Here is a 12,561-nt window from a genome sequence, read left to right as displayed (position 1 = left end):
CCTTGCCCGACCTGCCCCAAACGCCCATGGTGCCGCCATGCCCCGCATCCCCCGCCACAAGCCCCATCCCGGCCTGCCCGATCGGCAAGCCATATTGGATTTCATCGCCACCCAGAAAACCAGCGTTGGCAAGCGCGAGATCGCCAAGGCGTTCGGCCTGCACGCGCAGGACAAGATCGCGCTGAAGGCGTTGCTGAAGGAGATGATGGAGGCCGGCGAGCTGGAAACCGGCCCGGGGCGCAATCTGCACAAGGGTGGTGGCCTGCCGAAAGTCACCGTCGTCCGCATCTGTGATGTCGCCGATGGCGTGGCGATTGCCGTGCCCGATCGCTGGGAACATGCCACACCGCCGCCGCGCCTGCGCGTCATCGAAGGCCGCAAGCGCGCGGCCTTTGCGCTGGGTGATCGGCTGCTGGCGCGCATCGAGGAGCAGGGCAGCGGCATCCTCGCCTTCCCGATGAAGGCGCTGGCCAAATCCGAAGAATATGTGCTCGGCATCCTGCGCAAGGAGGCGCTTGGTTGGCGGCTGGTGCCAGTGGACAAGAAAGCCCGCACCGACCTGGCCATCAATGATCCCGGCGACGGCCAGCCCGGTGATCTGGTGCTGGCCGAACCCAGCGGGCGCCCGCCCCGCCAATATGGCCGGGTGGTGGAAGTGCTGGGCGATCCGTTCCAGCCCAAATCGTTCAGCCTGATCGCCATCCACGCCAAGGGCATCCCCAACCGCTTCGATGAGTCCACTCTGGACGAGGCGGAACGCATGGCCCGGCAATCATTGGGCGAGCGTGAGGATCTGCGCGCACTGCCGTTCCTCACCATCGATCCCGCCGACGCGCGCGACCATGACGATGCGGTGTGGGCGGCACCCGATGACGAGAAGCCGGGGCACTTTCGCGCCATCGTCGCCATTGCAGACGTGTCGTTCTACGTCCGCCCCGGCACCGCGCTCGACCGTTCGGCCCGCAGCCGTGGCAACAGCGTCTATTTCCCCGACCGCGTCGTGCCGATGCTGCCGGAAGTGCTGTCGGCGCATGTCTGCAGCCTGGTCGAGAATGAAGACCGCGCCGTGCTGGCCTGCCATCTGCACATCGATCCGGAAGGCAGATTGCTCGATTGGCGCTTCACCCGGGCCGTCATCCGCTGTGTTGCCAACATCGCCTATGAGGAAGCGCAGGCGACGATGGACGCAGGCGCGGGCGAATGGCTGCACGTGCTGCAACCCTTGTGGGCGGCGTGGGGCGCTTTGGCCAAGGCCCGCGCCCACCGCGAGCCGCTGGAGCTGGAGCTGCCGGAAAAGCGCGTGGTTCTGGATGAAGCCGGCCGCATCGCCGGCATTTCCATCCGCGAGCATCTGACGGCGCACCGGGTGATCGAGGATTACATGATCGCCGCCAACGTTGCGGCGGCCAAGGCGCTGGAGAAGAAGAAGGCCGGCTGCATCTTCCGCTGCCACGAGGCACCCAGCCGCGAAAAGATCGTGGCGCTGCGCGATTATCTGGAAACGCTGGGCCAGAACATCGCGCTGGGGCAGGTGGCGAAGCCGGCGGTGTTCAACCGCATCCTCGCCCGCGCCAAGGACGGCGAGAATTACGAGCAGGTGACCGAACAGGTGCTGCGCACCCAGACCCAGGCCTATTATTCGCCGGCCAATGTCGGCCACTTCGGGCTCAGCCTGGGCAGTTACGCCCACTTCACCTCGCCGATCCGACGCTATGCCGATCTGGTCGTGCACCGCAGCCTGGTCGCCGCCTGGCGGCTGGGCGACGGCGCGCTGCACAAGGAAGAGGAAAAGGGCCTCGACAAGACCGCCGATCACATCAGCATGACCGAACGTCGCGCGATGGAAGCCGAACGCGACACCATCGATCGTTATGTCGCCGCCTTCCTCTCCACCAAGGTCGGCGAGATCGTGCAAACACGCATCACTGGCGTCGCCAAATTCGGCTTCTTTGCCACCGTGGAAGGGCTGGGAGGCGACGGGCTGGTGCCGGTCTCGACGCTGGGCGAGGAACGCTTCGTGTTCGACGAGGACGCGCGCATCCTGGAAGGCATCCAGACCGGCACGCGCTATGCCGTCGGCCAGCGGATGGAGTTGCGCCTTGCCGAAGCCAGCCCGATCACTGGCGCGTTGCGCTTTGAATTACCCGAAGGCGGCAGCCGCGGCGGCCCGCGTCGGGATCGCACAAGGCCGCGCGGGTTCACGCCCCGACCGGGCAAATCACGCGTGCCGCCGGGGATCAGAAAGGGAAGAAGGTGATGCCTCCGGCGGGCAGGGGCTGAGCACCCACTTTCGTTTTCAGGCGCGCTTGACGATGCGGGCGCTTTTCTGCTGCTGAACACCATGAATTGCAAAGAGGGATTGTCGATGAAACTCGTGACTGCACTGCTGTTGACCGCAATCGCAGCGCCTGCCATCGCGCAGGAAAAGCGCCAGTCGCCGCGCGATGCCATGATCGCCGAAGCCGGAGCCGCCACCGCCCGCGCGCCGGTGGAGGAGCAGGCGTTCGTGTCGAAGGGCAGCGTCAGCATCAAGGGCAAGGCCGTCGCCTACACCGCCACCGCCGGCACGCTGACCATCCGGGATGACAACGCCCGGCCCACCGGCAGCCTGTTCTACACCGCCTACACTACCGGCGAGGCCAACCGGCCGGTCACCTTCTTCTATAACGGCGGCCCCGGCTCGGCGACGATCTGGCTGCACATGGGCAGCTTTGGCCCGGTGCGCGTGAAGACCGACAAGCCGGTGTACGTGACGCCCGATCAGTATAGCGTCACCCAGAACCCGTGGAGCCTGCTCGACAAGACCGATATCGTCTTCATCGATGCCATGGGCGCCGGCTGGTCACGGCCACTGGGGGACAAGACGGGCAAGGATTTCAACGGCGTCGATCAGGATGCCGATGCTTTTGCCCGCGCGATCATGCGTTACGTGAGCAAGAACAACCGCTGGAAGTCGCCCAAGTTCATTCTCGGCGAATCCTATGGCACGCTGCGCTCCGGCGTGGTGGCGCGGATGCTGGAGGAGCGCGGGTTGTCGCTGCACGGCGTCGCGCTGCTGTCCACCATCATGAACTATGGCGTGCGCCAGGCCGGCTATGATCAGAACCACATGGTGCTGTTCCCCGGCTATGCCGCCACCGCCTGGTATCACGGCACGCTGCCGGGCCAGAAGCCGGCCGATCTCGACGCCTTCGTGAACGAAGTGCGCGGTTTCGTGGCCGGGCCCTATGCCGCCGCGCTGGCCAAGGGCAGCAGCATTTCCGATGCCGAAAAGGATGCCGTCGCCCGCCAGATGAACGCCTATACCGGGCTCTCGGTTGACTTCCTCAAGCGAGCCAACCTGCGTGTGGACCTGCAGCATTTCATGACCGAGCTGCTGCGCACCCGCGGGCTCTCCATCGGCCGGCTCGACACGCGCTACACGCTGCCGCCCACCGATCTCAACGCCGACAGCCCGGATGAAGACCCCGCCTCCACCGCCATCACTGGCGCCTACATTTCCGCTTTCCACGATTATGCGGTGAAGACGCTCGGCGTGAAGACCGACCTGCCCTACAAGCTCTCCGCCCGCGAGCCGGGGTATAGCTGGGACTGGTCGCACCGCCCACCGCGCGGCGGCGTGCAAACCACGCCCAACACCGCCGTCGACCTCGCCTTCACCATGCGCGCCAATCCGAAACTGAAAGTGCTGTTCCTCAACGGCTATTACGATATGGCAACGCCCTTCTATGGCGCCGAATTCGACGCCAGCCACATGCTGCTGCCCGCCGATCTGAACCGGAATATCAAGTTCACCTATTATCAGTCGGGCCACATGATCTATCTGGCGGAATCGGAACTGGCCAAGATGCGGGATGACGTGGCGGCCTGGTATGATGAGGCGTTGAAGTAAGACGGGGCCTCCGGCGGGCAGGGTCGCAGACCCTGCCCCCGATCTTTCAGGCGCTGTTGCACCAATAGTCCACGTCATGCTGGCGCAGGCCAGCATCCACGGTGGTCAAGGGATTCACCCCCAATTGCACTCGACGGCACGATGGATGCTGGCCTGCGCCAGCATGACATCATCTTGAATTTGCTGGACTGGCCAGAAACGAAAGTGGGTGCAGGGGCTCAGCCCCTGCCCGCCGGAGGCATGGCCAAGCCCTTGCTCAGCGCCCTTCCAGAACGTCGGCAACCGCCAGGAACACGTCGGGCCGGATCTGCACGCCCAGGTGGCTGCTGCTGATCTCGATCGAACGGCCGTGGTTGTCGCGGCAGATTTCGCCCGCAACGAGGCCATCGGATTGGCTCCAGATGGCGGTGCTGGGGACGGAGAGGGGGGCGGCGATTTCGGCGCTGCGGGCGGCGACCGCCGGATCATCGAGCCGTTCGCCGGTGAACCATTCGAAGAAGCGCCAGACGTTGGTGGCCTTGCCGCTGCCGGCGAAAGGCGCGCTGATGGTGATGACTTCGCGCACCAGATCGGGCCGGCGCTGGGCGACGAGGCGCGCAATCATGCCGCCGAGGCTGACGCCGATCAGGGTCACCGGGCCGTCTGTGGCGGCGATTGCTTCGAGGCGTTCGATCAGTTGTTCGGCCTGGGCGCCGGTTGTTCGCGCGCCAAAGTTGCGGCCCAAACCCCAGCTGTGCGCCTGGTAGCCACGCTCCCGCAGGAAACGTTGCAGCGGGAAAAACGCCCGCTCCCCCTGCATCAGGCCGGGCAGCAGCATCACCGGGCGGCCGTCACCGCACTGTTCGCTGCGCAGCACCTTTTTGTGGCGCGGCAGGTTCATCACGGTCCAGGCGGCGCGCGGCAATTCGGCAGCCCACAGCAGTTTGGAAGGTGGGCGGATGGATTCGGCGAAAGCTGTCATCGTTATGTCATATAACGGTAACCGCCATGTCGCAAATGACATCTGGGGCCGGCATGGTGTCGCAACTGCAACAGCTTGCGCGCGTCCTTCTCAGTCGAAGCGCCATCCAGAATCGAAAGTAGGTGCAGGGCCTCAGGCCCTGCCCGCCGGAGGCTTGCTTTCTACTCCACTGAAATCGTGATCGCATCTCCCGGCGCCATTGCCTCCAGCCAGCGCGCCAGCACGTCCCGTTCCATCGCCACGCAGCCTTCGGTGGGGCGGCCATCGGGTTGGCGGACGTGCCAGAAGATGGCGCTGCCGAGGCCGGGGATGGGTGGGGTGTCGTTGTGGGCCAGCACCAGGATGAGGTCGTAGGCGTGGTCGTCGCGCCACAGGGATTCGTGGCTGTGGGGGTGTGGGATGGTGACGGGGCGATTGTAGGCTGGATCGGTGGGGCCGTCGCTCCAGCCGTCCCATGGGCGCAGCCAGCGCCAGGGCAGGGTGGTTTTGGGGCTGCGCAGTCGATCAGGGCGGAGGAGCGCGGCGCGGATGGGCCAGAGGCCGAGGGGGGTTTTGCCGTCGCCTTCGCGTTTGTCAGCGCACGCGCAGAAGCCGCCCTTGCCGAAGCTGGCGGCGTGGGTTTCGCCGAACGCGCTCACCATGCCGGTGGCAGGGTTGGCGCGGAAGATGGTCACAGCATATGCCCCTGCCGGTCGCGCTTGGTGGCGAGATAGGCGGCATTGTGCGGGTTGGGTGGCATGTCGTGGGCGACGCGGCTGACGGTGAAGCCGTGGGCAGCCAGCCCGTCCACTTTCAGCGGGTTGTTGGTCATCAGCGCGACGTTGGAGACGCCCAACGCCTTGAACATGGCGGCGGCGAGGCTGAAGTCGCGTTCGTCGGGTTCGAAGCCGAGGCGGGTATTGGCGTCGACAGTGTCCCAGCCCTGATCCTGCAGGGCATAGGCGCGCAATTTGTTGAGCAGTCCGATGCCGCGGCCTTCCTGTTGCAGATAGAGCAGGATGCCGCCGCCGGGGTTGGCCGCGATGGCGGCCAGCGCGGCGTGCAACTGCGGCCCGCAATCGCATTTCAGGCTGCCGAGCACGTCGCCGGTGAGGCAGGATGAGTGCAGGCGGGCCAGCACGGGCTGTTTCACGTTCGGATTGCCGATCACCAGCGCGAGATGCTCCGGCCCGCCATCATCGGGGCGGAAAGCGACGACCTGCGTGTTTTCGGCGCTGGCCAACGGCAGGCGGGCGCGGCTGGAGATGCGGACGCGGGCGACAGCCGGCGGCAGGGCGAGCGCGGCTTCTGAGGGGCAGGAGACAGCCACATCGGCGCCGGCCAGCGGCACCGCATAGGCGGCGGGGATCAGGCCGGCGTGTTTCACCAGGGCAATTGCAGCGCGGGCCGACGCAGCATCGCCATCCAGCGCGCGGGTGCGGAATGGGCCCTTGAATGGGGTGGCCAGATCGAGCACCGGATCGGCGACGGCGCGGCTGCCGGCGAGATCCAGCCAGTCCGGCCGGTCCATCCAGACGGGTTCGGGATCGGGCGCGGCGGCGGCAATCTGGTTGGCAAGATTGAGCACGGCGGCGCGACGCGCCGTGATGATCAGGCCGGCGCGGCTGCGGTTTTCCAGCGCGGCCAGCGTATCGGCATCAGCCAGTTCGGCCGAGAGGATGGCGAGGCTGCCCACGCCCACGGCGCGACCGCGCCGCAGCGCGTCACTGGCGGCTTCGCCCAGAAAGTCGGGCGCGATGCTCACAGGTCCAGCGTCACGATCTGCGGGATGTGATCGGATGGCTTGCCCCAGTCGCGGGCGTCGCGGATGGCTTCGAAGCCGGTAGCCTGTTTGGCAACGCTGGGTGAGGCCCAGATGTGATCGAGCCGCCGGCCGCGATCGGACAGGCGCCAATCGACGTTGCGATAACTCCACCAGGTGAAGAATTTCTCTGGCGCCGGATTGAAGTGGCGGCCAAGGTCCACCCAATCGTGGCTCTGCTGCAGGGCGCTGAGCGCATCGACTTCCATTGGCGTGTGGCTGACGACATCGAGCAGCGCCTTGTGGTTCCACACATCGCATTCCAGCGGCGCGACGTTGAAATCGCCGACGATGACGGCGGGTTCCTTCAGCCCTTCCGACCAGCGGGTCATGCGTTCGATGAAGTCCATCTTCTGGCCGAACTTGGGGTTCAGCTCGCGATCGGGCACGTCGCCGCCGGCCGGCACATAGACATTCTCGAGCAATATGCCGCCAGGCAGGCGCACGCCGATATGGCGGGCCTCGCCATTGTCCTGCCAGTCATAGCGCCAGGCGCCATCGAGCGGCACGCGGGCAATGGTGGCGACGCCATGGTGCATGCGCTGGCCATTCAGGATGCGGTGCGTGTAGCCCAGCTGTTCGAACAGGCCGTGCGGGAAGATGTCGTTGGCGACCTTGGTTTCCTGCAGGCACAGCACATCGGGCTGATGGTCGCGCAGGAACTGCTCGACGATGTCGGCACGGGCGCGAACGCTGTTGATGTTCCAGGTGGCGATACGGAGAGACATGGGACGGGTTTAGGCGAAGCCGCGGCGCGCGTCACCTGCCGGAGTGAGGGGCCAGATGCAGTTGACCCCTGGCACCGGGGGCGTGGTGCCAGGGGTCTTGTCTGCGCTCGTCACGCAACCAGGCGGGGTGTTTGAATCCATATCGCTACCGGTCAACAGGGGGCAAACCCAGCAGCGACAACCGCCTGATCAAACCCTTATGAGCGAGTCGACCTTGCCCCAAGCTGAACAGGAATCGTCTTGCAGGTTCAGCTGCGCAAAAGCGGCCTATCGCGGCCCGTCGCGGCGTGGATCGGTGAAGCCGAACGACACGCCGGCCATGCTGGCGCCATAGCGCACATTGCTCAGCCGTACCTCGCTGCGCCCACCCTGGGCGTCCAGAGCCGTCCAGCCGGCGAGGGCGAGGCCGCCGGGCGCGCCCGGCGATCGCACGAAGCGGATGGAGAGCGTGCCGAATTCGGGGCGCTTGGGATCGCGCGCCGCCACTTCCACGCCGTCGGGCGAATCGGCGACGATGCGGGCGATGGGGGCCAGATCAGGCTCGGCGGCGAGCAATATCTGCAGCGGCGTGCGGCGCACTGGCCATTGGCTGACCTGCCGCACCTCGTAATCGACAAAGGACAGCGTGCGGCCATTGCCGACCAGCAGCATTTTCGCCGTGTCATACTGGAACCGCACCTTGCCGGGACGAGCCAGCCACAATTTGCCGGCCAGCACGCGGCCATCGGCACCGGCCTGGGTGAAATCGGCGGCCAGGCTGGTGGTGCCCTTTAGCGAGACGGCAACATCAGCCAGACTGGTGGCGCTGGCCGGGGTGGCTGCCAGCAGCAGGAGCGCAAGAGCGTGTTTCATCCCCCCGCCATAGCGGGCGGCGGCTTCACGCGCCATGAACGGAATGCGTTTAGGCAGCGGCGCCCAGATAGCCGAGCTGCGCTGCCTTGAAGATGGTCTGGCTGCGGTTGACGGCGTTCAGCTTCTCGCCGGCGTTCTGGATGTGGAAACGCACGGTGGCATGGCTGCGCGACAGGATCAGGCTGATTTCCTTGTCGGTCTTGCCGATGCTGGCCCAGCGCAGACATTCCACTTCGCGCTTGGTGAGCTGGCAATCGCCCGGCAGCCAGCGCCGGGTGCGGTGCGCCTTCACATAGCCGGCGAGGAAGCGGTGCGACATCAGGGCAAGGCGATCGGCCCATTCCTCATATTCGGCCGACAGATCAGCGCGTTCCGGGTCGCGGCTGACAAAACAGACGGCACCGATCTGGCCGAAGGGCAGATGCACCGGCACCACGATGGAGGCCTTGGTGAGCGCCCGCTTCTCGAAATTGTCGAGACTCATTTCATCAAGATAGGGATTGGGCTGGCGGGTGAAGAAGCCGGTGGCGTTGGCCCAGAAGACTTCGGATTCATAGCGGCAGGCGCGCGGCAGCGGCGACGACAGCGCCAGTTTCGAATCCTTCCACCAATGCTCGTTCTCGCCAGTCCAGCCGAACACGTCAGGGGCGAGGATATTGCCGTCGGCATCCTCCATCGGCGCCTTGGAGGCGATATTGTCCACCGCGATGACATGCAGGCCGGTACACTCCAGGACGATATCGCGCATCGCTTCGGCGGCATGGCGGACATCGGCCATGCAGCGGACGGAAACGGCGGCGAGACTGGCTGACAGGTCCATTTGGTCACTCCCCAGATTGTGGCAGGAAGGGCTGGCCTCTGCTGGGCCGATGCGGCGATTCCCGCGCTCCCTCCTTCAAATCACTGGGGAAGTAATCACAGGCGGGCCATGGCTGCAATGGGCGATGGCCAGAAAAGCGTGCTGTCGCCGAATTTGGCCGCAAATCGCCACAATTGCTTGCATGTTGTCAGCAGTTTGATACTTTGTGGCGCACCGGGGGGAATGGACAGTGCAGCCGCTAGCAACGGGGAATAGCAGCGCTTTCACAGCATGGATGGGCTTTGCCCTCTCCTGGCTGCGAATCACGGCAATTGCGTCTGTATTTGCCGCCTTCGGGATTGAACCTGCCGTTTCCGCTGCTCCGGTTGATCGGGCCGTGCACCAGGGCGTCGCCAGTTGCGCCGGTTCCACCTGCCATGGCCGCCAGGAAGCCACCGGGCCTCGTGTTCGCCAGAACGAGGTGATCAGCTGGTCTGATCCGGCCAGCCTGACCGGCGTGCACAGCCGGGCGTGGAAAGTGCTGAACGAGCCGCGCGCCCAGGCCATCGGCCGGCGGTTGGGCATCGCCAATGTCGCGACCTCCAGGGAATGTATCAGCTGCCACGGCGATCCGGCGCCGGTGCGCGGGCCGAAATGGCAGCAATCAGATGGCGTGGGCTGTGAAGCCTGCCATGGCGGTTCCGATCGTTGGCTGGCCAGCCACGCCAGCGTGAACGCCAGCCATGCCGACAATGTCGCCAAGGGCATGTGGGCGGTGAACGATCCGGCGGTGCGCGCCAGCGTGTGCCTCGATTGCCATTTCGGTTCGGACAAGCCGGGCCAGTTCGTCTTCCACCGCATCATGGCTGCCGGTCACCCGCGCGTGGCCTTCGAACTTGATCTGTTCACCTCCCTGCAGCGCCACCATGACGAAGACGCCGATTATGCCGCGCGCAAAGGTGTCGCCGGCGGCGTGAAGACCTGGGCCGTGGGCCAGGCCTTGGCGGTGGAGCGGGCGCTGTCGCTGCTGCCTGCCGCTTCGGCGCGCGTGACCGGTCCGGATTATTATTTCTATGATTGCCGCAGCTGCCACCGCACCTTCAGCGATGATCCTGCCGCGCAGATCGTGGCGCGCACCAACGGCTGGCGGCCGATTCCGCCCGGCCAGCCGGTGTGGAACGACGAACAGATGATCATGCTGGCGGCCGCCGCGCGCATTGCCGCGCCGGACGTGGCGCGCAGCTTCGACAGCCAGAGCCGGGCGTTCCACACCGCGCTGGGCGGTGACCGGGCCGGCGCCCTGAAGGCGGCGGCAGCGCTGAAGGCCACGGCGGCAACGCTGGCCCGGCGCTTTGCCGGCACCAGTTTCGACCGGGCGCAGACCTTTGCGCTGATCGATGCCGTGCTGATCGGCAATGCGGCGGCCTACACCGATTATCAGGGCGGCGCGCAGGCAGTGATGGCGGCAGACACGCTGCTTTCGGCGCTGGTGACGGCTGGCCAGGTTGATCGCGGCGCGGCAATGTCGCTGCGCCCCGACCTGGATCGCGCCTATGCCCAGGCCCGCGATGCCAACCGCTGGGATCCGGCGGCGTTCCGGGCAACGCTGGCACAGGTTGCCGGCCGGGTTCGGGGCCTGAAGTGACGCACAGGCGCGCCCGCATCGCGGCAGGGGTGTCGGCGCGGGCGCTGCTGATCTTGCCGCTGCTGGCCACCGCTGCGCCGGCCATCGCCAAGCCGTTCGGCAAATGGTTTGACTGTTATGCCAAGGTGGAGCCACCCAAGGAGCGCCTGCCCGCCGAGCCGGAAGCCGGCCCCGCTGATCCGAACGCTGCCCCGCTGGAAGGCCGGCGTGTGCCCGGCTTTGGCGGCCCCAAGACCTGGGACCCGGTGGTGCAGGCCAATCAGGGCGCGGTCGCTTGGCCGAAACAGGGTGATTTCCCCAGTGATCACCTGCCGGTGCCGGATCGCTGGCGCCTGATCGAGACACTGGGGCTGGTGAAATCCAACTGGAAAGACCCGTACAACCAGAACACGCTGAAGGGTGACCGGCCGATCTGCGGCACCCATGATCTGTTCGTGCAGCTGACCGCGATTTCCGACACGCTGGCCGAGCCGCGCAGCTTCCCGATCCCGGTGGGCGTGCAGACCACGGATCGGCCGGGCAACAACGATGTCTTCGGCCGCCAGTATAGCGAAGTGTTCGCGCAGACCTTCATTGTTGGCGCCGCGCTGACCAAGGGTTCAACCGCCTTCAAGCCGCCGGAATATGAACTGCGCGCCGCCATCGCTTTCAACATGAACCATGTCGACGTGCCGGAACGCCGGGTGCTTTCCGTGCTGCCGTCGAAGCGCACGCTGCGCACCGATGCCTTCGTGGGCGTGCAGGAATTGTTCCTCGATTATCACCTGCGCAACACGTCGGACCGCTATGATTTCGATTCGCTGCGCATCGGCATCCAGCCCTTCTCCAGCGATTTCCGCGGCTTCCTGTTCCAGGACAACCAGCTCGGCGTCCGCCTGTTCGGCAACCGCGACAACAACCGGGTGCAATATAATCTCGCTGCCTTCTGGCGGCTGGAAAAGGATTCGAACTCCGGCCTCAACGCGATCCTGCGCCGCCCGCGCGACGATTTCGTGGTCGTCGCCAATCTCTACCGCCAGGATGTTCCGGTACCGGGCATGACCAGCCAGGTCAGCGTGATGTGGAACGCCAACCGCGAGCGCAGTGATGTGCAGGTCGATACCAACGGTTTCCCGGTGCGGCCGGCGCTGCTCGGCACATTACGTGGTCGCAGCTATGATGTCGTCTATCTCAGCTACAACGCCGATGGCCACATCGGCCGGCTGAACCTGACCTTCAGCGGCACCTATGCCACCGGCACCAACCGCAACAACATCTTCACCGACCGGCGCGCGAAGATCAGCAGCTGGTTTGCTGCGTTCGAGCCCAGCTATGACCGGGGCTGGGTGCGGGTGCGCGGCTCCGCCCTGTTCGCCAGCGGCGATTCCAACCCCTATGACGATACCGACAGCGGCTATTCGGCGATCTTCGAAAACCCGCAATTCGCCGGTTCCGACACCAGCTACTGGATCCGCCAGACCATCCCCTTTGCCGGCGGCGGCCGCGCCATCTCGGTGAACAGTCGCAACGGTATCTTGAACGATCTGCGTTCGTCCAAGGAACAGGGTCAGGCCAATTTCACCAATCCCGGCACCATGTTGCTGGGCGGCGGCGCCGATTTCGACGTGCTGCCGGAACTGCGCGTCAGCGGCAATGTGAACCATCTGTGGTTTGCCACCACCGCCACGCTGCAGGCGCTGCGCGTGGAAGGCAGCATCCCCAAGGATATCGGCTGGGACCTTTCAGCCGCGGCCACCTATCGCCCGCATTTCAACCAGAATCTCGTGTTCCGCCTGTCGGGCGCGCTCCTGAAGCCCGGCGAGGGCTTCCGCGATCTGTTCACCAACGCCCCGCGCACCGGGTCATATTATTCGGTGCTTTTCAACGCTGTGCTGGCTTATTGA

10 protein-coding genes are annotated in these 12,561 nt (G+C 65.6%); 4 read left to right on the top strand and 6 right to left on the bottom strand.

All coding sequences use genetic code 11. The features are described from left to right. Window positions 1-37 precede the first annotated feature (37 nt). Both D619_RS0100690 and D619_RS0100685 read left to right on the top strand, forming a co-directional pair. Complete coding sequence (locus D619_RS0100690; protein ID WP_017666630.1) at window positions 38-2,257, top strand: VacB/RNase II family 3'-5' exoribonuclease; 2,220 nt, start codon at window positions 38-40, stop codon at window positions 2,255-2,257. A 108-nt stretch (window positions 2,258-2,365) separates the two neighbouring features. Next, window positions 2,366-3,892, top strand: coding sequence for a hypothetical protein (locus D619_RS0100685; protein ID WP_017666629.1), 1,527 nt, complete (start codon window positions 2,366-2,368; stop codon window positions 3,890-3,892). Window positions 3,893-4,148: 256 nt separating this feature from the next. On the opposite strand, the gene D619_RS0100675 is transcribed toward D619_RS0100685, so the two are convergent. The 6 genes from D619_RS0100675 to D619_RS0100650 form a co-directional block, all read right to left on the bottom strand. After that, complete coding sequence (locus D619_RS0100675; protein ID WP_017666628.1) at window positions 4,149-4,853, bottom strand: alpha/beta hydrolase; 705 nt, start codon at window positions 4,851-4,853, stop codon at window positions 4,149-4,151. 161 nt (window positions 4,854-5,014) lie between these two features. Continuing rightward, window positions 5,015-5,527 carry a L,D-transpeptidase family protein gene (locus D619_RS0100670; RefSeq protein ID WP_017666627.1) on the bottom strand — a complete coding sequence of 171 codons (513 nt, stop codon included), beginning with the start codon at window positions 5,525-5,527 and terminating at the stop codon, window positions 5,015-5,017. Continuing rightward, entirely contained in the window at window positions 5,524-6,597 is a 1,074-nt protein-coding gene (ribA, locus tag D619_RS0100665; protein ID WP_017666626.1) for a GTP cyclohydrolase II, read from the bottom strand. The genes D619_RS0100670 and ribA overlap by 4 nt, the downstream gene beginning before the upstream one ends. Next, complete coding sequence (locus D619_RS17740) at window positions 6,594-7,382, bottom strand: exodeoxyribonuclease III (RefSeq protein WP_017666625.1); 789 nt, start codon at window positions 7,380-7,382, stop codon at window positions 6,594-6,596. The genes ribA and D619_RS17740 overlap by 4 nt, the downstream gene beginning before the upstream one ends. Window positions 7,383-7,649: 267 nt before the next feature. Then, entirely contained in the window at window positions 7,650-8,234 is a 585-nt protein-coding gene (locus tag D619_RS0100655) for an outer-membrane lipoprotein carrier protein LolA (RefSeq protein ID WP_026090553.1), read from the bottom strand. A gap of 49 nt (window positions 8,235-8,283) precedes the next feature. Beyond that, window positions 8,284-9,054: a helix-turn-helix transcriptional regulator gene (locus D619_RS0100650; RefSeq protein WP_017666623.1), complete on the bottom strand. Its 771-nt coding sequence runs from the start codon at window positions 9,052-9,054 to the stop codon at window positions 8,284-8,286. 376 nt (window positions 9,055-9,430) lie between these two features. Here D619_RS0100650 and D619_RS0100645 point away from each other — a divergent pair, with 376 nt between their 5' ends. Both D619_RS0100645 and D619_RS0100640 read left to right on the top strand, forming a co-directional pair. Further along, window positions 9,431-10,678 carry a cytochrome c family protein gene (locus D619_RS0100645; protein WP_243442588.1) on the top strand — a complete coding sequence of 416 codons (1,248 nt, stop codon included), beginning with the start codon at window positions 9,431-9,433 and terminating at the stop codon, window positions 10,676-10,678. Beyond that, the gene (locus D619_RS0100640) at window positions 10,675-12,561 is read left to right on the top strand and encodes a hypothetical protein (RefSeq protein ID WP_017666621.1); all 1,887 of its coding nucleotides are present in this window, start codon (window positions 10,675-10,677) and stop codon (window positions 12,559-12,561) included. The genes D619_RS0100645 and D619_RS0100640 overlap by 4 nt, the downstream gene beginning before the upstream one ends.

Source organism: Sandarakinorhabdus sp. AAP62 (genome assembly GCF_000331225.1).
GTDB lineage: Bacteria > Pseudomonadota > Alphaproteobacteria > Sphingomonadales > Sphingomonadaceae > Sandarakinorhabdus.
Note: the sequence above shows the minus strand (reverse complement) of the source record. Positions and strands in the feature narration are given on the sequence as shown.